We start from the raw sequence: 22,675 nt of genomic DNA, 5'->3' as shown, positions 1-22,675 counted from the left end.
GAGCTTTCCGTGGTCGTGAGCTACAACATCGAGATCATCTCGTCAAATCTACCCAGCGAGGCATGAAGGTCCTAAATTTACGGGCATTCCTCCAGGGATGATCTGTGACTCGTGATGGACTGGGCTCCCGGTCCGGCGCTGTTGTTGCGATCCCTCCAGGGATGATCGGGAACGTGCCGCGCCGGAACCCCTCCCGGCATCCCGAACAGTTGCGATCCCTCCAGGGATGATCGGGAACCCTAGGGTAAAGCCGCAGGTCGGTGGGGTGATTCTTGTTGGTTTGGGGGTGCTTTTTGCAGCGGCCCGGCGGTAGTGCATCGTCGCAGGTCAGACCTTGATCGAATAGGTGCGTTGGTGGGATGGGATCCGGGTTCATGGTCTCAGTCTTTGTCGGCCAATGCGGTGTGATCCGGCGGATTCAGATCCCTGCTGGCCGGGGGTCGAGCAGGCTCGGTTGTGCCGTCGCGGAGCTGGGATCGGTCCTGAAATCGGCACCCGGGTGGGGTAGGAAGGTTACGCTCTGGCCGTGATCGATTTGTGGGAGCCTACGGCGGCTGGGGTGATGCGGTTGCCTTCGGGGCGGTTGGTCCGGGGACGAGGGCTGCGGCGGGGTTTGCCGGCTGGGCCCGTACCGTCCCTTGGGGTGTATCTGCTGGGTCGCCAGCCTCCTCCGGTGGAGTGGGACGCACGGTGGGTGCGGTGGCCGGATTTCCGGTTGCCGTCCGATCGGGAGGATGCCGGGGAAGTGCTGCGGGAGGCGTGGTCGCGGGCCGAGTCGGAGCGGGTGGAGGTCGCCTGCGGGGGTGGGGTCGGACGGACCGGTACGGCCTTGGCCTGCCTCGCCGTTCTGGACGGGGTGCCCGGTGCGGAGGCGGTCGCCTATGTGCGGGAACACTATTCTCGGCGGGCTGTGGAAACCCCGTGGCAGCGCCGCTTCGTGGCACGCTTCCAGTAGCGGACGCTGGGCCGATCGCCAAAACCCTGATATGGCGGAGCTCCTCGACGGCTGCTCTAAGGATCCTCTCGTTGGACGGTGGGGACGGACCGGTAGTCCTGGCCTTCGACGGGTTGGATCTGTTCGTAGTCGACCCAGCGTTCTGCGGTCCAGTGACGTCCGCTTGAGGGGGAGGACTCCTGCCAGGACAGCAATGCCCACCAGCGTCCGTCTTCGGTACGGCGCCGGGCGCGGAGGAAGACCGGCCGCCGCCGGTACTCGACCAGGGGCGGCAGCGGAAGCGGCGACTCCGGCGTGCGACGCATCTTCGCAGGTTATCGCGGGTGCAGACGGAGTCTGGGGTGGGGTTGCGGACTTCCGGAACACGGATTTTGGGGTAATTCCGCTGCAGTGGGAAGTGCTGATCGCTAATGTGGTGAGCGTCGCCGAGGGCCGGGTATGCGAATTCGACCGGGTCATTTGGGCGTGCACAACTTCATTCGAGTCTTCCCGGTGCGAAGACGACGGATACATCCTTCACTATAAGGGAGTGGGCGGGTTCGGTTCCCGCTGACGGCTTAAGCAGCCGGCGTTTCCGTGGTCGGGCCCATTTTCCGTCTCAGATTCAATCTCGGGAAGGCTTTGCCGAATATTTCGCACCTCCCGGTGCGTCGGCTGCGGCTACTTCTTTGGCGATGTACAGGTTCGAATCCTGAAACCGCTGCCATTTCGATCTGGGAGGTGCTCGGCTTGGCCGCTCCCAGAGAGATGCTTACAGGCCCAATCGGGGGTTGGGCGTGGGGAAGCGCAGCCTGCACTGATCGCTGGCTTCGGTGGAACTCGTCAAGCTGTCTGCGATAGGTCATCGCTGCATCATCCGGGTTGTCTGAGCGGTGGATCGCCTGCTCGATCGGTACGGGAAGCAGGTTCGCCACCTGTTTGTCCGTTCGGTATCCCGAAGCGAATTTGCTGCCTTTCGGATTCCTGTACATGCTTGCGGCGTCGTTTCCCTGACATGTGTTGTGCACCAATTGTGTGGGTATCGTGCTGGCGTTTTGGTAAGTGATTTGTTGGCGTCCTGAGCGGGCCGGGAATTGTCGGTGGCGGGTGGCAGGGTGGGGGTGTGGAGATTCCGGTGACGCAGCGGGTTCCCGCCGGGCTGGCTCAGATGCCGCCCGGCGCGGAGCTTGCGCGGGTGCTGGCCGGGATCGACATCGGGCGGGTGTCCGCGCCCGATGCGGTGGAGGTGCTGAAGGCCCGGTACCGGCAGCACTGCCACGACGAGGCCCATCTGATGGCGGCGATGGTGGAGGTGGGTCTGCGCACCCCGGGTCCTGATTCGCTGGTGTGCCGGGCCGATGCCCCGGATGAGTTCTCCTCCGACGAGCTGCGCCCGGCTTTGGTGTGGTCGCGGCGCCGGGCCGGCAGCCGGTTCGATGAGGCGTGGGATCTGATGTCGCGCCTGCCGATGGTGCACGCGGCTTTGGAGCGGGGCCGGATCGATGCGGTGAAGGCGCGGGCCTTTGCCGCCTGGACGCGTGGGCTGGCCGATGAGCAGGCGCGGGCGGTGTGCGGGCGGCTTCTTCCCCTGGCGGAGGCGGTGACGGTGGCCGCGCTGGTCGACGCGGTCGGACGCGCCGCGGTCGCGATCGACCCGGAGTGGGCGGAGCGGCGGTTCAAGGCGGGTGTGCGGGAGCGGCGGGTGGCGGGGTCGCGCAATCCGGACGGGACGGCGAACCTGTCGGGGCTGGACCAGCCGCTGGACCGGGTGGCTGCGGCGTGTGCCCGGGTGGACGCGCTGGCGCGGCGGGCGAAGGCGGCGGGGGACCGGCGGCCGTCCCAGCACATCCGGTCGGAGTTGTTTCTGGGGTTGTTGGACGCCGGGTTGCAGGGGTTGACGGACGAGGAGATCGTGGACCGGCTGGTGGCCGATTCCCGGGCGGCCGGTGACCTGGCCCGGTCGGAGGTCGGGCGGGGGTCGGGGGTTCGGCGGAGCGGGGAGGCGTGCGCCGCAGCCCGGCCTGTTGATGTCGGCGGTTCGTCGGGGTCGCGGGGGGTCGGCGGGACGGTCGGTGCGTCGGGTCTCTTGCGACCGGTACGGTCCGGGGGAGCGGGTGCTGCCGAGGCTGGGGACGGTGTCGCGCCGGGGAGCGGGAGTCGTGCCGGGGGCGGTTGGCCGTCGCGGGGGCCGCTTGTGTCGGAGGCCGGGCGGGATGGGAACGCACATACGGCCCGGTCGGCTGTTCTCGGTGGATCGGCTGGTCTTGGTGGATCGTCCGGGCGGTCGGGGATCGTCGCGGTGGCCGGGGGGAAGGCCCATCCTCCGGCGGGCGGACTGCCGGACGCCGGGTTCCGGGGTCTGGCGGATGAGGGGGTCGTGGAATCGCCGGTGGCCGACTCCGGGTGCGGGGATGGCCCGGCCCGATCGGAGGTCGGGCGGGATGAGAACGCGCATGTGGCCCGGTCGGCTGATCTCGGCGGACCGTCCAAGCAGCCAGGGGACGCCGGAGCCGCTGAGGCGCACGGTTTACGGATGGTCGAGGCCGGGCGGGCGGCGGTGGCCGCGGTCGCGGACGGTGTCTCGTCGGCTGGCGGCAACGGTGTCGGGGGCAGGTCGACTCGCGGTCCGGTGACAGGTGGTCTCGAAGGCACCCCGCCGGTGTCCCCTCGATCGTGGGGAACCCGTGATTCGGACGAACTCGAGGTTGGCTTCCCTGAACCAGGCAGGCCGGACTGCGAAGCGCCGGTCGCGAGTCAGCGGGGGTGGGCGGCGGGGGAGTTGCGGGTGGAGGTGTCCACGCTGCTCGGTCTGGATGATCATCCTGGTGAACTGGCCGGGTGGGGGCCGGTACACGCCGGCCTAGCCCGGGAGATCGCCGCTCGGCAGGTGCGCGGGCAGTGGCGGTGGACCCTCACCGACGATCACGGGCGCCTGGCCGCCTGCGGTGTCACCCGATGTCGCCCCGGTCCCCGCGACGACCCCGGGATCAAGGTGCCGGAGCCGACGGTCGGCCCGGCCGGGACCGGTGACCGACGCGGAGTCGTCGAGCTGCGGTTCACGCGGTCCGGCCTACTCCGTCTGGGTGCCCTGCCCGGGCTCCCGGGCCGATGGCGGCGGTTGCTCGACGATCTCACCGCCCAGGTTGTGGCCGGAGCCGCGCGGGCAGGCGAGCCGGACCGGGAACGCCCCGTCCAGGGAGGCTCCGGAGTGGGCGACCTCACAAGGGACGGGTTCGACGGGACAGAGGTGGGGGCCGATTCGCACAGGACCAAAGCGCATGGAGCAGTGCCGCACGCAACAGATCCGGGCGGGACCGCCCCCGGCCGAGCGTGCCCTCGAAGATCGAGCGAGGGCGAGGGCGGCTCCGGGAGCGCTGGGAGAGACCGCGCACCGGACGACCGGACGGAGCGAGGTGGGACGGAGCCGGGTGACACCGGTCAGGGTCCCCGGTTCCCAGGGGCTGCTCTGCGCCGTTTTGTACAGGTACGCGACCGTACGTGCACCGCGCCCGGCTGCGGGGTGCCCGCCTCCCGCACCGACCAGGACCACATCCGGGAGTGGCGGAATGACGGGCGCACCCGGGCGGACAACCTGCACTGCGTCTGCCGCCACGACCACCGCCTGCGCCACGAGGGCGGCTGGCAGGTGGCCATGAGCTCTGCCGGCGTGGTCGTCTGGACCACTCGGCTCGGACAGATCCACCCGGCCACACCAGATCAGATCATCGTGCCGCTCCCCGAGCCTCTGCCCCGCCGTCTCACACCGCTCGACTATCCGATCGAGGACGACGATCGCCCGATCCTTGCGGACAGCTCACCGGCGGCGGTGGATCTGCGGATCCCTGGGGTGTCAGCCACGACGGAACCCCAGTCGGTACCTGACTCCGAGTCGGACACACCTCCGTTCTGACTTGGGCACAAAAGACCCAAGTTCTCTCCGGGAGCGGTTGTCGTCTGGCGCGAAATCTGATTTGCCCCGCGAGGCGAGTCATCCACAACGTGTTCGAGTTCTGCGGTGTCATGGCTTAATCGCTAAGAGATCAGGCCATGCCTGAGCTGGGCCACTGGCGTGCGAGCATCGGTATCCCGATATCGAATCAATGGAGACCGGATTCGACGATGCATTGAGTTCAGGAAGCCGGAAATTCCTCCGTTGGATCAGTGATACAGATCAACAGGTGACGAACATGTTTCACCTATCGCTTGTGAATGGGATTTCCGATGCGCGGACTGGGTCCGCTTCTTGAAGCTGTCGCTGGTTCGAATCGGGCCAGGTGCCCGCCTGCCGACTATGGCGTCAGCTGCGCACTCTCATCGATGTGATCGCGTGTGCTCGACGAGGGATGCACACTCCGATAATTCGGATGCGCCGTAGATCGAAGATCTCTAAGGTGGGAACCGCCGCCGAGACCGGTCACGGGGCCGGAATCGCGCGGCACCACAACTTCACCCGAGTTTTCGCAGAGGTTCCACGGAGACTCACCCAACTTTCGCACCTCCCGGTGCGAAGGCTGCGGCTACTTCGATTTGGATTCGAACAGTAGGTGCCGCCGCCGACTCTGATCTCGGGAGGAGCATGGCCGTATGGCGTGCCCGGTGCGCAGGAGAGGGTTACTTCCATTGTTAATGGGGTTGTCGCTGGTTCGAGTCCAGCCGAGGATTTCGGTCTTCGTAGCTCAGTTGGCAGAGCGCCACACGTATCCCTCACCGACTTGATTTCGGGCACCCGCCGTGCGCCGGCTCCTCCTTGGCGCAAGTCCGCAAAAGGAGGGCTGCAAGGATGGCCAAGTTCAACCGTCGGGCCGCGAAGACCGCTGTCACCAGTCCGGTTGTCACCGAGAGTATGCCGTCGACCCGCACCTATGAGGGTGCGCCCGGCTACCTCCGGAGCACCAAGGGTGAGCTCTTCCTCCTGGCGGTCACGAACATGGTCGGTGAGCAGACCTTCTATGAGAAGGCGGACAAGCGGGACAACAGATTCAGGTACCTGGTCCGGCAGGTGGCGGTTGAGGACGTCGGATGGCTCGCCGGATTCCTGCCGTGGCTGCGGGACGAGGCGAACATGCGGTCCGCTCCGATCGCCGCGGCGCTGGAGGCGGTACAGGTACGACTTGCGGCCGGGCTGACCGGGATGAACCGTCAGTTGGTGGACTCGGTGCTGCAGCGTGCCGACGAGCCGGGGGAGGCTCTCGCGTACTGGCATTCCAGGTTCGGCCGGACTGTCCCCAAGCCGGTGAAGCGCGGCATCGCGGACGCCGTACGCCGCCTGTACAACGAGCGCTCGCTCCTCAAGTACGACACCGACTCGCGCGGGTGGCGGTTCGGCGACGTGATCGATCTGGTTCACCCGTCTCCCGACGACGCCAAGAGCCGGTGGCAGGGCGATCTGTTCGCCCATGCCCTCGACCGTCGGCACGGGCGGGACAAGCCGATCCCGGAGACGCTGCGGCTGCTTCGTGATCGGGCGGATCTGTTCGCGTTGCCGGTGGAGCAGCGGCGTTCCGTGCTGAGCGAGCCGGAGCGGCTGGGCCGGGCGGGGGTCACCTGGGAGGCGCTGGCCGGCTGGTTGCAGGGGCCGATGGACGCCGAGGCGTGGACCGCGATGATCCCGTCGATGGGGTACATGGCCTGCCTGGCGGAGGGAACGCCGGTATGGCTGCCCGACGGGACCACCGCACCGATCGAAGAGGTCGTCGCACGCAAGCTGCCCGTCCTGTCCTACGACAAGGCGTGGGACACCCGCCCGGTGAAGTACGGCGCGAACCAAGGGCCGCGCAACCACTCGGTTGGCGCGTTGGGGCCGACCACGCCGACCGCCTGGCTCGACACCGGCGTGCGCCCGGTCGCCACTATCCGCTTCGTATCCGGCCGCACCATCGAGGCGACCTACGACCACCGCTGGATTCGCCAGCGGCGCGGTGGGCGCCAGGCGTGGGAGTGGACCACCACGGGAGACCTTCGCGTCGGCGACCGCATTCCCGTCCCGCTGACCGCATCCCAGTTCGGCGAGGAGGGCGACGCGTGGGACGGCTACTTCGTTGGCGCCATGCTCGGGGACGGCGGCATGACCGCGCTGACCCCAGAGTTTCACGGCAACCCTGACGATGGTGCGGTCGCCTTCATGCGCGAATACGTCGTCAAGCACGGCTGCCGTGTGACTGAAACCCCGAATGGCAGCATCGTTCGTCTGCGCTTTCCGTTCAAGCAGTGGAAGCTCAACCCGCTCACGGAGGTCCTGCGCCGCTACGACGTGTGGGGCAAGCGCTGCGAGGTGAAGTCGCTGCCAAACCGGCCGTTCAGCCGTGAATTCTGGATCGGGGCGATCTCCGGCCTCATCGACACCGACGGCTGCGTGCGGGAGCGCGTCAACGCCAAGGGCACTGCACACGGCTCGGTGGAGTACGCGACCGTGTCGCGGAGGCTTGCTCAGCAGGTGTCGGACGCGCTGCTTCGCCTCGGCGTAACCAGCATTGTGCGAGAGAGGGCGGTCAAGACCTCCACCTCCACCCTCGACGGAGGTAGGACGATCACTAGTCGCCTGGCCTTGTTCGTCGTGGAAGTGAACCGGGCGACGGCCCTGGTCAAGCTCAGCGAGCTGCTGGACTTGCGGATCAGCTACAAGGCTGCGTCGCTAGCGCGACTGGCAGAGAAGCTGCGCCACGTGGCTCCGGCGCGCAGCGAGATGCACGGCTATGACGAGTCGATCGCCCTCGACCGCGTTGCCGCCATCGAAGACGGCGGGGAGCGGGCGACTTACTGCGTCACGGTGGAGGCATCCAACCTGTTCATCGCTGACGGTCTCGTGACCGGCAACTGCCTCCGCAACCTGCGGAACTTCGACCAGGCGGGCGTCGGCGACGAGACCGCCGGCGAGGTCATCACGCGGCTTACGGACCCCGACGAGGTCGCCCGGTCCCGGCAGTTCCCGTTCCGGTTCTACTCCGCCTACCGCAACGCTCCGTCGGAGCGCTGGCATGACGCCCTTGACCGGGCGCTCGCACTGGCGACGGGTAGCGTACCCGCTCTGCCGGGGCGCACCCTGGTCCTGGTCGACACCTCCGCTTCGATGACGGCGGGGCAGGTGTCGGCGCGGTCCACGGTCAGCGCGGCGCAGGCGGCGGCGTTGTTCGGTGTGGTTCTGGCGTCCAGGGCGACGAAGGTGGATCTGCATGGATTCGCGGACGGTGTCTTCCACCACCGGTTCGATGCCGGGGCGTCGCCGCTGCGGGAGATCAACCGGTTCTGCGAGCGAATCGGTGAGGTGGGGCACGGGACACGGATCGCTGAGGCGATCAAGGCCACCTACCGGAAGCATGATCGTGTCATCCTTCTCTCCGACATGCAGACGTTTCCCTACCTGGGCGAGTCTGTCGATCGTGCGGTGCCGCAGGATGTCCCGATCTATTCGTTCAACCTCTGCGGCTACCAGCAGGCGGCAATGCAGACCGGCAAGGCGAACCGCCATGAATTCGGTGGATTCTCCGACGCCTGCTTCCGGCTGATCCCGCTCCTCGAGCGCGGCCGGAACGCCGGGTGGCCGTGGCAGTGACCTGACGAACCCTGACTGACCTGACGAACCCGCACCATTTATGAGGTTCGGTACGGGCCGAGCCGTCGAGCCTGAGTGGCACGCGTTCGACGGCTTGCCCGTACCGGAGGACAAGTCCAGAAGCGGTGATGTCCTCCATGTCTCGCAACCCACTACTTTCCGGGTTAACGCGGAGTTTGGTATGGGCTTAGCCGTCGAGTCCGGTACGGCTGGGCTCGGTAGCGCGCCCGTACCGGATAAGTGGTGTGTTCTGGCAAGGCTTCCAGGTAAACAACCTTCACTGTCAATCCGATCTGACCTAAAGTCAGGATTGATCAGAATGGGGTGATCTATGTCCTGGCTCCAGGAACGGCAGATCGACGAGCTCTACCATCGCGCGGTAGCCGCGCAGGCACAGGGACGGCACGCCGAAGCCCTGGGATCGCTACGTCGAGCCGAGTCACTCCTGCGTGCCCAGACGGCCGACGACCGGGTCACGAGCCGACTCGCGTCGTTGCTGTACAGCATGGGGTCGAGCCTCACCGCGACCGGGGAACCGAAGCTCGCGATCAAGGCGTTGGAGGAGAGTGAGCGGCTGTATTCCGCGCTCGAATCCCACCTCGGCACGGACAAGCCGAACCTCCTCGCCGACGCGCGGGCACGCCTGGCCGTCGCCTACGCCGAACACGGCTCCGGCGCGTCCGCCGTACTCAAAATGGAAGAGGCGATCGGCGTCTACACCGCGCTCGGCGCCATGCAGTCGCGAACCGCAAGCAACCCCCACTATCTCGACCTCGCCCGGGTACTCAGCCTGAACGCCTCGGTACTGGCCAAATACGGAGATCCCGATCTGGCGGCCGGATCGGCCGACCGGGCCGTCCGGATGTACCTGTCCCAAGCCGAGGAGATCAACCGGCTGCCGGACAGCCGACTGCACGGGATGTACCTGTATCGGGCGATCACCGTCGCCGCGGAGACCCACGCCGCCTCCGGCCGGTTCGACTTGGCGCTGACCGCCGACGACATCGCGATCGCGGTGAAAGGAATGCTTGGCGGTGACGTCGTCTACGAGCAGGCCCGAATGGGTGTACACCTGGAGGCGTCAGGCCAGATCGCCAAAGCCCGGGTCATGCTGGGGCAGGCACGCCAGACGAACCCGGCCGTGGCGACCGCCGCCGAACAGGGTTTCGCCGGCCCGCACCCGGTCACCCTGGCCGCGGCGCTCCAAGTCGCCGGAGAGAACCTCCACGAGATTCTCTGCGACCCGCGATCACAGCATGCGAACGTCTGCGTCGCCGACCGGTGTTCGCCGCAGGCGGCCACACTCTTCGCCGTCCGATTGGCGAGAACGGCGCTCCAGATTTTCCCGGCGAGCCCCGCCGCGGGAAGCCGGGTCGGGCTGGAGGCACACTTCCTGTTTTCGCTCGCCTCCCGGGCCGGCGAGACCAACCTCCGGTACCGATTCGGGGAGTACGGCCCGGCCTGGGCGCGGGTCCTCCTCGAACTGGTACGCGTGTACCACGCGGGCGGCCATCAGGGGATGGCGCGAGACCTGGTCGGCTGGAGCCGCGGCGTCCTCGGCAACCTCCAGCCGTACGCCCACATCGACCAGGACACCGAGGAAATCATCCAGGCGAGCCTCGCCCTCCACCGCCGCATCGGCGAACCCGACCTCCCCACCCCCGGCATCTAGCCGGTCCTGCCTCCAGGGATGATCTGTGACCCGGCGGCTACGGTGAGCTAGTGCCGCATCAGACGACGTTCGCCCTGTTGTGGTGCCCTGTCACGGTTGGGGATCATGACGGGGCCCAGTTCTGACAGGAGGTTGGTGATGGCTCTCAACCGACGGCACTCACGGCTCATCACGGTGGACGGCGCCGATTACCGGTGGCAGGTGCGGAGAGATTCGGAGTGCGTGTACTGCAAGGGCGGGCTGGGGGCTTCCTTCGTGGTCCAGCAGGTGGATCCGCAGGGCTCTGTCCTTGTGGTGGGGTCGTCGCACTCGATGTCCCCGATCGTGCCGGCAGTGGTTCGGGCTCGTGTCCGCAGTGCCTTGGGCCAGGGGTGGATGCCCGCGCATCCCGGCGCGCAGCTCCATCTTGTCGGCGGCGGCTGAAAAGTGGACAAGCGTCGGAACCGGGGCACGGTTCACGCGTCGCTGACATCGTCTCGTCAAGGGCGGTCAGCCCACTGGGGGCAGCTCACGCGGGTAGGCGCCGGCAGTGGGTCTGCGCGAGCCGGCCACACCACGCGCGGTGCGGGGGCATGCGGGGCAGCATGATCCGCCGCTACATCATCTGGCGAAACCGCCATGCCGACGACCAGCGCCTACGGGCCGTCGTCGACAGGGCGAACGTTGCTGATGAGGCACTGGTCGCCGAGCTTCACGATGCGATGCCTCCAGGGATGATCTGTGGCCCCGAGGTAAAGTCGCAGGTCAGGCCTTGATCCAATAAGGGGTCGGTGGGTGGGGCCTTGGATTATTGTGGCGGGTTTTGCCGGTTGGTGTTAGCGGATCAGGCTTGGGCGCCGGTGTTGGTTCAGATCAGGCCGAGGGCGAGCATGGCGTCGGCGACTCGTTTGAAGCCGTCGATGTTCGCGCCTGCCACGTAGTTTCCGGGCATGCCGTACTCGTCTGCGGTTTTCAGGCAGCGGGCGTGGATGTCGCGCATGATCTCGCGAAGCCGGTCCTCGGAGTATTCGAAGGTCCACGAGTCGCGGCTGGCGTTCTGCTGCATCTCCAGTGCGCTGGTGGCGACGCCGCCGGCGTTGGCGGCCTTTCCGGGCCCGAACGCGACCCCGGCTTCCAGGAATACCCGGATGCCTTCGGGGGTGGTGGGCATGTTGGCGCCTTCGCCTACGGCGACGCATCCGTTCCTGACCAGGTGCTCCGCGTCCTTGCCGGTGATCTCGTTCTGGGTGGCGGACGGCATCGCCACCTCGCAGGGGACCTCCCACACACTCCGGTTCGGGACGAAGGTGACTTCTTTGCCGGCCCGTCCGGCGTAGACGTCGAGCCGGTGGTGTTCCACCTGTTTGATCTGCTTGAGCAGGTCCAGGTCGATCCCCTTCTCGGCAAGTATGTAGCCGGAGGAGTCCGAGCAGGCGATTACCGTTCCGCCGAGCTGCTCGACCTTTTCGATCGTATAGATCGCGACATTTCCGGAACCGGAGACCACGACGCGCCGGCCGTCGAAGGAGGTGCCCCGCGCCTTGAGCATCTCTTCGACGAAGAACGTGCAGCCGTACCCGGTCGCCTCGGTCCTGACCTGCGCGCCGCCGTAGCTCAGCCCCTTACCGGTGATCACGCCGGACTCGTACCGGTTTGTAATCCGCTTGTACTGGCCGAACAGGTAGCCGACCTCCCGCTGGCCGACCCCGATGTCCCCGGCGGGCACGTCGGTGTATTCACCGATATGCCGGTACAGCTCGGTCATGAAGCTCTGGCAGAAGCGCATGATCTCGTTGGTGGAGCGCCCCTTCGGCTCGAAGTCCGAGCCGCCTTTGCCGCCGCCGATGGGCAGGCCGGTCAGACTGTTCTTGAAGATCTGCTCGAAGCCGAGGAACTTCACGATCCCCAGGTAGACCGAGGGATGAAACCGTAGGCCGCCCTTGTACGGGCCGAGGGCGCTGTTGAACTCCACCCGAAAGCCCCGGTTGATGTGCACCTCGCCCTGGTCGTCGGACCAGGGCACCCGGAAAATGATCTGCCGCTCCGGCTCGCAGATCCGCTCGATGATTTTGGATTCCGCGTACTCCGGATGCTTGCCGAGGACCGGCCCGATGCTCTCCAAGACCTCACGCACCGCCTGGTGGAACTCGGTCTCACCGGGGTTGCGCCGCAGAACGTGGTCGTAGACCGACGACAGCTTCTCGTGCAGCATCGTGGAGCCTCCTCGTTCAGGTACCGCTCCAACCCTATGAGGCACCTTTTCCGACCGATCAGGGCGGTCCCATCATCGATGTCCGGTACGGCCTGCGGCTGCTGTTCGCCCTGGTAAGTCAGGGTTCGCAGTTATCTGAGGCGACTGTCGGAAATGCTTAACCAGTCAAGCACCGGGCTTCCCTTAATCGAGACCGGAGACGGCCTCATCGGGGACGGCGAGGGTGAACCCGTCGCGGGGGCGATCGACGCGCCCTTCATGCCAGACGGGTTCGTCGCTCTCGTAGACGGTTCCATCGGCGCCGAAGATGAGAAAACGGTCGAAGTCATCGGCGAACCAGCGGTCGTGGGTGACGGCGAGGACGGTGCCCGAGTATGAGGCCAGGCCCTGCTGCAGGGCGTCGGCGCTGGCCAGGTCCAGGTTGTCGGTCGGTTCGTCGAGGAGGAGCAAGGTGGCGCCGGACAGCTCCAGCAGCAGGATCTGGAGCCTGGCCTGCTGGCCCCCGGACAAGGTTTCGAACCGTTGACCACCGGCGGGGGCGAGTTCGTAGCGGGCGAGCGCGGCCATCGCCTCGTTGAGGGTGAGGGCGTGCCCGGACATCACGAGTTCGGCGGGGGTACGGCCGTGCAGCTCGGGCCGGGCGTGCGTCTGGACGAAACGTCCGGGCGTCACCCGCGCGCCGAGCTTGGCCGAGCCGCGGTGCCGTACCGACACCTCGTGACCCTGGCCGATCTCGGCGAGCAGCTGGAGAAAGTGGGATTTGCCCGAGCCGTTGGAACCGAGCACGCCCACGCGTTCGCCGTACCGGATCTCGACGTCGAACGGCCGCATCAGACCGGTGAGCTCCAGGTTTTCGCAGATCACGGCGCGCTTGCCGGTGCGGCCCCCGCGCAGGCGGATGCGGATGTTCTGCCGCTTGGGCGGGCGCTCAGGCGGACCGGCCTCCTCGAACCGGCTGAGCCGCGTGCGGGCGGCGCGATAGGAGGAGGAGAGCGCGTCGTTGTTGGCCGCGGTCTGCCGGAGCGTGTTGACCAGGCGCTTCAGCTTGACGTGCTCCTCGTCCCACCGTCGTCGGCGCTCCTCAAGGCGTTCGGCGCGGTCCGCGCGGCCCTTCGCATAGGTGGCGAAACCGCCTCCGTGGATCCATACCCCACGAGATTCGACCGTGACGATCCGGTCCACCGCGTTGGCCAGGAGCCGGCGGTCGTGCGAGACGATCAGCACGGTCTTGGGGGTGGCGCGGAGCTGTTCCTCCAGCCACTCCTTGCCGGGCACGTCCAGGTAGTTGTCCGGTTCGTCGAGGAGGAGGACCTGGTCCGGGCCGCGGAGCAGCGCCTCCAGGACGAGGCGCTTCTGCTCTCCGCCGGAGAGGGTGTTGACCGGCCGGTCGCGGACCGCGTCGTAGGGCAGGCCCATCGCCACGGTCGTGCAGGTGTCCCAGACGACCTCCAGGTCGTAGCCTCCGGCGTCGCCGTAGTCGGAAAGGGCCTGCGCGTAGGCCAGCTGGGCCGGTTCGTCGTCCCGCGCCGCCAGCGCCGCTTCGGCGTCCGCCAACGCCGCGGTCGTCTCCCGGATTCGGTCGGGGGCCACCGAGAGCAGCAGGTCGCGCAGGGTGCTGTCGTCTCGGATGTTCCCGATGAACTGGCGCATCGTGCCGAGCCCGCCCGAGCGCACCACCCGGCCGTCGGCGGGCCGGACATCCCCGGTGATCAGCCGGATCAGGGTCGTCTTGCCCGCGCCGTTCGGCCCGACCAGCCCGGCCTTGACCCCGTCGCCGATCCGGAACGACACGTCGTGCAGCAGGAGCCGCCCGTCCGGCAGCACATAGGTCAGCCGGTCCACCTCGACGTGTCCCACGGCCGCCGTACCTCCTCATGGTTCTAGACCGATGTACGAGTGACCGGATCAACGATCCGGTACTCGAACAACATACTAGACTCTCCCCTGTGAGCACGAGTGAGATGCAGAACGTCTGGTTCAGGGCCACGGCGACCCAGCGCGGCGCACCGCCGCTCAGCCGGGACCGGATCGTCGCGGAGGCCGTCGCCCTGCTGGACGAGGAAGGCGTCGGCCGTCTCACCATGCGCCGGCTCGCCGAGCGGCTCGGCACCGGCTCGACCACGCTGTACTGGCACGTCAAAACCAAGGACGACGTACTCGACCTAGCCCTGGACACGATCTTCGACGAGGTGCGGGTCCCCGCCGGGGGTGGGGACTGGCAGGAGGACGTCCGGGCGCTCCTCCGGGGCTGGCTTCAGGCACTCCTGAATCACCCGTGGTCCACGACCCTGCTCAGCCGGCCGCTGATGGGCCCGAACGTGCTCACCCGCAGCGAGTTTCTGCACGCCACCCTCGCCGCGGCCGGGTTCGCCGGGCAGCGGCTGACCGGGACTGCGTACGCGCTGTCCAACTACGTGATCGGCTCGGCGATGATGCAGGCCACCTGGCAGGCCGGCGACGAGGAGGAGGTACGCGAGGCCGCGAAACGGCACCTGCACGCCCAGCGGGACCGGTATCCCACCCTCGCCACCCACGATCCCCTGGTCGGAGACGAGTGGAAGGACGCCTTCGAGCTCGGCCTCGACTACCTGCTCACCGGGATCCAGAGCCAGTTGGCGGTATTCAAGGGCGCCTGACACGTGAATCGAATATTATTTCGAATGTCATGAGCGATGTGCTGTCTGGGGAGGAACGATGTCGTTTACCGATGAGGAGATCGCCTACCTGCGGTCACAACCACTCGCCCGTCTCGCCACCGTGGCGACGGACGGGCAGCCCGACGTGGTGCCCCTCTCCTTCGAGTTCGACGGGACCCACTTCTGGGTCGGCGGCGTGGGCGAGTCCGTGCTCGTCACCCGGAAGTTCCGCAACCTTCAGGCCGGGAACCGCGAGGTGGCCCTGGTCGTGGACGATCTGTTGTCCGTCGATCCACTGATCGTCCGGGGCATCCGCGTCTACGGCCACGCCGAGCCTCCGGTCGAACGGGTCGGTCGGGTCGGGCCCGGCGTCTACAGCCGGATCACTCCGGCCGTCTCCTGGAGCTGGAACCTCGACGGCGAGCCCGCCGGCGACACCTGGTACGAGTCCCGCCGCACCGTCCACGAGGCCCCGGCAACCTCTTAGACCACCGTTCTCCCGATTGTGGAACAGCAGAGTTGACCTCTACCTAGCTAGAGGTTGGAGACTGCAGGCACGAGATTCGTCGATTGGGGAGATTCGATGCGCGCGGTTCATGTGCGGGAGTTCGGTGGGCCCGAAGTGCTGGTGCCGGTGGAGGTCGACGACCCGGTGGCCGGTCCCGGCGAGCTGGTCGTGGGGGTGGCCTTCGCCGATGTGATCTACCTCGACACGCTGCTGCGGGGCGGCTGGGGAGGCGAGTACTTCCCGAAGAATCCGCCGTACATCCCCGGGGGTGGCGGCGCGGGGAGGGTGTTGTCGGTCGGCGACGGCGTGGATCCCGGCTGGGTCGGGCGCCGGGTCGTCGCCAGGTCGGCCACCGGGTACGCCGAGCGGGTCGTCTCCGCCGTCGACGAGGTGGTGGAGATCCCCGAGGGTTTGGGTTTCCCCGAGGCGGCAGCGGTACTGCACGACGGGGCCACCGCCCTCAACCTCGCCCGGATGGCGCAGATCGAGAAAGATGAGTGGGTGCTGGTGGCCGCCGCGGCCGGTGGGGCGGGTTCGCTGCTGGTGCAGCTGGCCCGTGATGCCGGGGCCCGGGTCGTCGCGGCGGCGCGGGGTGAGCGCAAGCTGGCGCTGGCCCGCGAACTCGGCGCGGAGGTCACGGTCGACTACTCGGTGGAAGGGTGGACCGACCGGGTGCGCGAAGCGACGGGCGGTGCGGGAGCAGACCTGGTCATCGACGGCGCGGGCGGAACTCTGGGCGAGGCGGCGTTCGAGGCCACGGCGCGAGGCGGCCGGTTCATCACCTACGGCACCGCGGACGGCGGGCTCGTCGAGATCGACCCGCAGGTGGCCGACGAGCGGGAGGTACGGGCGAGCAACGCGCTGATGGCCGGACCACCCGATCAGGCAACCGTACGGGAACTGCTTTCGCAGGCGCTCACCCTGGCTGCGGAAGGGCGGATCCGGCCGGTCATCGGTGCGACCTTCCCGTTGGATCGGGCCCGGGACGCCCACGAGTCCCTGGCGCAGCGCAACACGGTCGGCAAGTCACTGCTCCTCATCTGAGAACACGCGCTACCGACCTGAACCGCTGACGGCGCTTCCGAACCTGTCGCCTGGAACTGAAACCTCAACGTGTCCGACAGGCCGATGGCTTGACCTCGAGTTAGCTGGAGGTTGGAGACTGCGTGCACGAGATTCGTCGATTGAGGAGTGGTTCTGTGCGCGCTGTTCATGTACGGGAGTTCGGTGGTCCCGAGGTGCTGGTACCGGTGAAGGTCGGCGATCCGGAGGCCGGTCCGGGAGAGGTGGTCGTGGGGCTTGTCGCCGCAGATGTGATCTTCCTGGATACGCTGCTGCGCGGCGGCATGGGAGGGGATATCTTCCCGAAGAATCCGCCGTACATCCCCGGCGGCGGCGGTGCGGGGACGGTGCTGTCCGTCGGGGACGGTGTGGATCCCGGCTGGGTCGGGCGGCGGGTCGTCGCCAAGGCGGCCACCGGTTACGCCGAGCGGATCGTCGCCTCCGTCGACGCAGTGGTGGAGATCCCCGACGGGGTGGACTTCCCCGAGGCGGCAGCCGTACTGCACGACGGGGTCACCGCACAGGGCATCACCCGGCTGGCGGAGATTGAAAAGGGCGAGTGGGTGCTGGTGGCCGGGGCGGCAGGTGGGGCGGGTTCGCTGCTGGTGCAGCTGGCGCTCGACGCCGGGGCCCGGGTCGTCGCGGCGGCGCGGGGTGAGCGCAAGCTCGCGCTCGCCCGTGATCTGGGGGCGGAGGCCACCGTCGACTACTCGGTGGAAGGATGGGTGGACCGGGTACGCGAGGTGACCGGCGGCAGGGGAGCCGACCTGGTCATCGACGGTGCGGGCGCGATGCTTGGCCAGGTGGCGTTCACGGCGGCGGCACAGGGCGGCCGGTTCATCACCTACGGGGCCGCGGACGGCGGGGTCACCGAGATCGATCCGAGCCTCGCCGAAGAGCGTCAGGTGCGGGTGATCAGCGCACTCGTGGGGCCGCCCGATCCTGCCGTCAGACGGGAACGGCTCGGGCGGGCGCTCGCGATGATCGCGGAAGGGCGGCTTCGACCGGCGATCGGTGCGACCTTCCCGTTGGATCGGGCCCGGGACGCCCACATCTCACTTGCCGCGCGCAACACGGTCGGCAAGTCGCTGCTGATCATCTGAGCGGGCACGCACGGCCGCTGCTTGATGAGGAGTCCGGACAATCGGGATGCCGACGGACGATGGTCTGGGCTACCGTCACGGACAGTCGGCGGACACCCTCGGAGGTGCCGCCGTCGGGAGCCGAGCCCGTACGGCCGTCGGCGTCTCACCCCGGAAGGTCTTCATGATCACGTGGCGTCGGCTCGACGAGCGGGACTTCCCGCTGCCATGGTTCGTGGCTTCTTCGCAGGCAGCCCCCAAGTCTGGCCTGATCAACAGTGGCGTTGTTGTGCATATTTGGAGCGTTGAGCCTGAGGCTGCTTGGGGGCGGCTGGTGCCCTAGCGTTTGGGTATGGCGGAGCGACGGGTGGTTTTGAGTGGGTCGGTGTTTGAGGAGCAGATCGGGTATGCACGGGCGGTGGTCGACGGGGATCGGGTGTACGTGTCGGGAACCACCGGGTTCGACTATGCGACCATGACGATCTCCGACGATGTGGTGGAGCAGGCCGAGCAGTGCCTGCGCAACATCGGGGCGGCGCTGGCCGAGGCGGGATGCGGGTTCGCCGATGTGGTGCGGGTGCGGTATCTGCTCCCGGACCGCGCGGATTTCGAGCCCTGCTGGCCGGCGCTGCGGCGGTGTTTCGGCCAGGTTCGACCGGCCGCGACCATGATGGTGTGCGGGCTCGCCGATCCCCGGATGAAGATCGAGATCGAGGTGGACGCGCGGCGGCGGTCCGCCTGACGGGTGGATGAGAACCGGTCAGCGGCGGCGGTTGGCGCAGTCGATGCAGGTCTTGGTGGTGGGTCGGGCTTTGAGGCGGGCCAAGGCGATGGGGCGGCCGCAGCTTTCGCAGACGCCGTAGGTTTGCCGAGCGAGTCGCTCCGTCGCCTCGTCGAGGTCGACGAGGTGTTGTTGCGCGCGGTCGAGCTGGGCTTCGATGTGGGCGCGTTCGTAGACGACGGTGGCGCCTTCCGGGTCGTGTTCGTCGTCGGAGGCGGACATCGCCGCGGATTCGAGGATCCCGTCGCGGTCGCGAACGAGGGCCGCGATCTGGACGGTGGTGCTCTCGCGGTCCTTGCTTAGGAGGTCCTTCAAGGCGGCCCGCTCCGCAGTGGAGAGACCCGCTTTGGACGTTTGCCCCTTCACCTCAGTGTGAACGGACTATGACATGTCCGTATTCCTCAAGCTATGCCCGGCTCCTATGTGCCCGGTCGGGTCCGCCGGGGCGGGGCCAGAGGTACGGCGGATGCGGGTATGCACCCGCCCAGCCTGATCGTGTTCACTTCAATCGATTGTGAAATTGAGTGAACACGACTGGTGGACCACGTCACCCATGATCGCTTAAGTCTCCTCTGATCAGGTGATTTCATCGTGAACATCCGTGCAACCCTTGTTCACAAAACTTGTGTCTGATAGAACAAATGGCAATCGTAGGTCACGTGGGGTGTGACGGATGTGACCGTACGCCCCCCGCTGCCTATCCCCTCGTGGCCTCAGGAGGACCGCCATGGCTGGTTTCTTGCGTCCGGACGGTGAGAAATCACCCCTGCTGTCCCGTCGGTCGGTGCTTCAGCTCGGCGGTGGGGTGGCACTCCTCCTGGCGACCGGCTGTGCGGCCGGGACAAAGGCGGGCGGCGCGGGCGCTCCCGCGACGGCGGGGGCGGGTACGGCGGCCGGCGGCGCGGCGGCCTCGACGCTGCGGATCGCGGTGAACAGCTACATAAGCAGCTGGGACCAGGATTTCGTGGGCTTCGACCTGATCGGCCTGATGCTGCACAAGAACGTCTTCCCCTACATGATCGACTACGGGGTCAAGGACGTGGCCGGTGGCCGGATCCTGGACACCACCGCGGTCGGGCCGACGTTCGCCGAGTCGTTCGAGCCGGACGCCGACAACAAGGTCTGGACCCTCAAGCTGCGTAAGGGCGTCAAGTTCGCCAGTGGCAACGAGATGACCGCCAAGGACGTCAAGTGGTCCAAAGATCGGGCTTTCGCCGCGAAGGCGAACGTGGCGGGGATCTACCGGCTGATCGGGCTGACCAAGGCCGACCAGGTGGAGATCGTCGACGACTACACGGTTCGGTTCCGTCAGGAGTTCCCGAGCGCGCTCACCCGGCAGATCCAGGCGATCGCGCTGTACGTCTTCGACTCCGAGGAGGCGAAGAAGCACGCGACCGACGCCGACCCGTGGGCCAAGGAGTGGTTCGCCAAGAACGCCCCGACCGGCGGCTACTTCAATGTGGAGAAGGCCGTGCAGGGTCAGGAGATCGTGCTCGCCGCGAACACCGGGTACCCGGGCCCGGACGCCCCCAAGACCGCCAAGATCCGGCTCAGCGTGGTGCCCGCCGCCTCCAACCAGCGCCTTCAGCTGGAGAAAGGCGACATCGACATCGCTCTCGGCATCGCCCAGCGGGATATCAAGGACCTGAAGAACGCCGAGGGCATCAAGGTCATCTCCGCGCCGAGCAACGCCCAGCTCACCATTCAGATGTCGGTGACGACGGCGCCGTTCGACGACCCCAAAGTGCGTCAGGCGTTCGCGCACGCCGTGCCGTACGAGCAGATCATCGCGAATGTGTACGGCGGTGAGGCGCGGGCCTGCAAGAGCTTCGTCCCGCTGGACATGCCCGGCTACGTCGACACCGGTTACCCGTACACCCACGACGTCGCCAAGGCCAAGCAGCTCCTCGCCGAGGCGGGCAAGACCTCGGTCGGCTCCGAACTGGTTTACGAGAGCGGCAACGAGGAGCAGCAGCAGCTCGCCGTACTCGTGCAGAGCGAGGCCCGTAAGGCGGGCATCGAGCTGAAGCTCACCTCGCTGGACCCGGCGACCTTCGGGGAGCGCAGGGAGAAGCGGAACATCCCGCTGCAGGTCACCATGGGTGAGCTCTGGGTGAACGATGTCGAATACATGCTCGGGACGAGCTTCGTCAAAGACGCCAACCTCAACTACTCCAACTACAACAATCCCGAGATCGAGCAGATTTTCGAGCAGTCACACACGGTGGTGGAAGAGTCCGAGCGGGCCAAGCTCTGGCTCAAGGTTCAGGAGATTCTCGCCCGGGACGTGCCGTGGGTGATCGTCTGCCAGCCGAACTTCAACCTCCCGGTCCGCGCCGAGGTGGCCGGTTGGGTCCAGCCGATGGACGGTCTCGCCCGGCTGCGTTACCTGAGCATCGCCAAGTGATCCATGCGCGTCCTCCGGTTCGTTCTCAGACGGCTGCTGCAGCTCGTCCCGGTCCTGCTCGGGGTGGTGATCCTCACCTTTCTCCTGGTCCGGGTGCTGCCCGGCGACCCGATCAAGACCATCCTCGGGCCCAACGCGAGCGAGGCCGACGCCGCAGCCGCGCGGGCCAGGTTCGGGCTTGATCAACCCCTCTGGCAGCAGTTCCTCGACTATCTCGGGGGGCTGGTCACCGGGGACTTCGGCACCTCCATCCAGAGCGGCGGGGCCGTCGCGTCGGAGATGGCGGTCCGGCTCGGCCCGACGCTGGAGCTCGTCGTCATCGCTCTCATCATTGCGCTGGTGATCGCCACGGTCCTCGGCATCTGGTCGGCGCGGCGCGCGGGTGGGGCCGGGGACCACACGGTCCGGGTCGGGGCGCTCGTCGGCAACTCGGTGCCCGAGTTCTGGCTCGGCCTCGTGCTGATCCTGGTCGTCTACAGCGTGCTCGGCTGGGCTCCGGCGCCGAGCGGACGGGTCGACCCCGACACCAACCTCAGCCTGATCACCGGCGCCGATCTGCTCGACGCGGCGTTGACGGCGAACGGACCGGCCTTTCTGTCCGCGCTGCACCACCTGATGCTCCCGGTGGCCACCCTGGTCATCGTGATCGTCGCACCGCTGCTGCGGAGTGTACGGGCGTCCGCCCTGGAGGTGCTGCGCTCGGAGGCGTACACGGCGGCGGCCACGCACGGGCTCCGGGACCGGCTGCTCCTACGCGGCTATCTGCTCCGGGCGACCCTGGCCCGGCTGCCCGCCCTGGCCGCGCTGGTGTTCGGTTTCGCCATCGGCTCCACGGTTCTCATCGAGTACGTCTTCTCCTGGCAGGGCTTCGGCCAGTGGGCGCTACGCGGCCTGCTCTTCCGCGACTATCCGGTCGTGCAGGCGTCGGTGCTGGTGATCGCCCTCCTCTACGTCCTGGTCTTCCTCATCGCCGACGTGGTTCAGGCGATCCTCGACCCCCGAGTGAGGATCTGATGGCGCGAACGGCAAGGACGAAGGAGCGCTTCGCCTCCTCCCTGATCGTCGTGGGCTCGGCGATCCTGATCACGGTGGTGCTCGCCGCGCTCTTCGCCCCGCTGCTCAGCTCCTGGGGCCCCGAGGAGATCGATCCGGCCGCCTCGCTCGCCGCGCCGGGCGGGGCGCACCTGCTCGGGACCGACCTCAACGGGATGGACGTCTGGAGCAGGGTGCTGTACGCGGCACGGCTCGATCTCGGCGTCGCGGTCGCCTCGGTCGCCCTGGCCGTGGTGGCGGGGAGCCTGATCGGCCTGGTCGCCGGGTACCGGGGCGGCCTGCTGGACGACGCCCTCATGCGGGTGCTCGACATCTTCCAGGCGTTCCCCACCTTCATCCTGGCGCTGGCGGTGGCCGCGCTCCTCGGCGGCGGGGTGGCCAACCTGATCGCGGTGGTCGCCCTGGTGAACGCCCCCGCCTACGCCCGCCTGGTCCGGGCCGAGGTCCGCGCCATCCGGGACCTGCCGTTCGTGGAGGCGGCCCGGACCTCCGGCTCCTCCACCTGGTCGGTGCTCTGGCGGCACGTCCTGCCCAACAGTCTCACCCCGGTCCGGGTGATCGCCCCGCTCAACTGCGGCTGGGCGATGCTCACCCTCGCCGGGCTCTCCTTCCTCGGCCTCGGCATCCCGACACCCGAGGCGGAGTGGGGCGCCATGATCAGCCTCGGTGCCGGGGATGTGGTCGCCGGGCGCTGGTGGACCTCGGTGCCACCCGGTCTCTGTCTGCTCATCTGCGTTCTCGGCTTCAGCCTCCTGGGCGAGGGGCTGCAGGAACGCGCCGACTCGAAGCGGAGGTGAGGT

At 67.6% G+C, this 22,675-nt stretch carries 16 protein-coding genes; 12 read left to right on the top strand and 4 right to left on the bottom strand.

Annotated elements, in window-relative coordinates:
- Positions 1-562: 562 nt before the first annotated feature.
- On the top strand, positions 563-955 hold the full coding sequence (locus RUR_RS06655) for a protein-tyrosine phosphatase family protein (RefSeq protein ID WP_283134026.1): 393 nt from the start codon (positions 563-565) through the stop codon (positions 953-955).
- Positions 956-1,011: 56 nt separating this feature from the next.
- On the opposite strand, the gene RUR_RS06650 is transcribed toward RUR_RS06655, so the two are convergent.
- Positions 1,012-1,260 (bottom strand): hypothetical protein, encoded by a 249-nt coding sequence (locus RUR_RS06650; RefSeq protein WP_283133977.1) that lies wholly within the window; start codon positions 1,258-1,260, stop codon positions 1,012-1,014.
- A gap of 809 nt (positions 1,261-2,069) precedes the next feature.
- Between RUR_RS06650 and RUR_RS06645 the strand changes: the two genes are divergently transcribed.
- The 3 genes from RUR_RS06645 to RUR_RS06635 all read left to right on the top strand — a co-directional run bounded on the left by RUR_RS06645 (position 2,070) and on the right by RUR_RS06635 (position 10,155).
- Positions 2,070-4,844: an HNH endonuclease signature motif containing protein gene (locus tag RUR_RS06645; protein ID WP_283133976.1), complete on the top strand. Its 2,775-nt coding sequence runs from the start codon at positions 2,070-2,072 to the stop codon at positions 4,842-4,844.
- Positions 4,845-5,714: 870 nt separating this feature from the next.
- Positions 5,715-8,483, top strand: coding sequence for an LAGLIDADG family homing endonuclease (locus tag RUR_RS06640; RefSeq protein ID WP_283133975.1), 2,769 nt, complete (start codon positions 5,715-5,717; stop codon positions 8,481-8,483).
- 331 nt (positions 8,484-8,814) lie between these two features.
- Entirely contained in the window at positions 8,815-10,155 is a 1,341-nt protein-coding gene (locus tag RUR_RS06635; protein ID WP_283133974.1) for a hypothetical protein, read from the top strand.
- An 847-nt stretch (positions 10,156-11,002) separates the two neighbouring features.
- Here RUR_RS06635 and gdhA read toward each other — a convergent pair.
- Positions 11,003-12,346 carry an NADP-specific glutamate dehydrogenase gene (gene gdhA, locus RUR_RS06630; protein ID WP_283133973.1) on the bottom strand — a complete coding sequence of 448 codons (1,344 nt, stop codon included), beginning with the start codon at positions 12,344-12,346 and terminating at the stop codon, positions 11,003-11,005.
- Positions 12,347-12,529: 183 nt separating this feature from the next.
- On the bottom strand, positions 12,530-14,203 hold the full coding sequence (locus RUR_RS06625) for an ATP-binding cassette domain-containing protein (protein ID WP_283133972.1): 1,674 nt from the start codon (positions 14,201-14,203) through the stop codon (positions 12,530-12,532).
- 89 nt (positions 14,204-14,292) lie between these two features.
- On the opposite strand from RUR_RS06625, the gene RUR_RS06620 reads away from it, so the two are divergent.
- The 5 genes from RUR_RS06620 to RUR_RS06600 all read left to right on the top strand — a co-directional run bounded on the left by RUR_RS06620 (position 14,293) and on the right by RUR_RS06600 (position 18,376).
- On the top strand, positions 14,293-14,982 hold the full coding sequence (locus RUR_RS06620; RefSeq protein ID WP_283133971.1) for a TetR/AcrR family transcriptional regulator C-terminal domain-containing protein: 690 nt from the start codon (positions 14,293-14,295) through the stop codon (positions 14,980-14,982).
- A gap of 58 nt (positions 14,983-15,040) precedes the next feature.
- Positions 15,041-15,469, top strand: coding sequence for a PPOX class F420-dependent oxidoreductase (locus RUR_RS06615; RefSeq protein WP_283133970.1), 429 nt, complete (start codon positions 15,041-15,043; stop codon positions 15,467-15,469).
- A 96-nt stretch (positions 15,470-15,565) separates the two neighbouring features.
- Positions 15,566-16,534 (top strand): zinc-binding dehydrogenase, encoded by a 969-nt coding sequence (locus tag RUR_RS06610; protein WP_283133969.1) that lies wholly within the window; start codon positions 15,566-15,568, stop codon positions 16,532-16,534.
- A 155-nt stretch (positions 16,535-16,689) separates the two neighbouring features.
- Positions 16,690-17,655 carry a zinc-binding dehydrogenase gene (locus tag RUR_RS06605; protein WP_283133968.1) on the top strand — a complete coding sequence of 322 codons (966 nt, stop codon included), beginning with the start codon at positions 16,690-16,692 and terminating at the stop codon, positions 17,653-17,655.
- Positions 17,656-17,986: 331 nt separating this feature from the next.
- The gene (locus RUR_RS06600; RefSeq protein WP_283133967.1) at positions 17,987-18,376 is read left to right on the top strand and encodes a RidA family protein; all 390 of its coding nucleotides are present in this window, start codon (positions 17,987-17,989) and stop codon (positions 18,374-18,376) included.
- Positions 18,377-18,394: 18 nt separating this feature from the next.
- Here the strand turns inward: RUR_RS06600 and RUR_RS06595 are convergent, their stop codons facing one another.
- The gene (locus RUR_RS06595) at positions 18,395-18,730 is read right to left on the bottom strand and encodes a TraR/DksA family transcriptional regulator (RefSeq protein WP_283133966.1); all 336 of its coding nucleotides are present in this window, start codon (positions 18,728-18,730) and stop codon (positions 18,395-18,397) included.
- 412 nt (positions 18,731-19,142) lie between these two features.
- On the opposite strand from RUR_RS06595, the gene RUR_RS06590 reads away from it, so the two are divergent.
- From RUR_RS06590 to RUR_RS06580, 3 genes are read left to right on the top strand one after another with little or no spacing between them, the layout of a single operon-like run.
- Positions 19,143-20,822, top strand: coding sequence for an ABC transporter substrate-binding protein (locus tag RUR_RS06590; protein WP_283133965.1), 1,680 nt, complete (start codon positions 19,143-19,145; stop codon positions 20,820-20,822).
- A 3-nt stretch (positions 20,823-20,825) separates the two neighbouring features.
- Positions 20,826-21,836, top strand: a complete 1,011-nt coding sequence (locus tag RUR_RS06585; RefSeq protein WP_283133964.1) for an ABC transporter permease — start codon at positions 20,826-20,828, stop codon at positions 21,834-21,836.
- The gene (locus RUR_RS06580) at positions 21,836-22,672 is read left to right on the top strand and encodes an ABC transporter permease (RefSeq protein WP_283133963.1); all 837 of its coding nucleotides are present in this window, start codon (positions 21,836-21,838) and stop codon (positions 22,670-22,672) included. The genes RUR_RS06585 and RUR_RS06580 overlap by 1 nt, the downstream gene beginning before the upstream one ends.
- Positions 22,673-22,675: the final 3 nt, after the last annotated feature.

It is taken from the genome of Rhizohabitans arisaemae, assembly GCF_025996515.1.
In the GTDB taxonomy this organism is placed as follows: domain Bacteria; phylum Actinomycetota; class Actinomycetes; order Streptosporangiales; family Streptosporangiaceae; genus Rhizohabitans; species Rhizohabitans arisaemae.
This window is presented reverse-complemented; position numbering and strand designations above follow the sequence as displayed.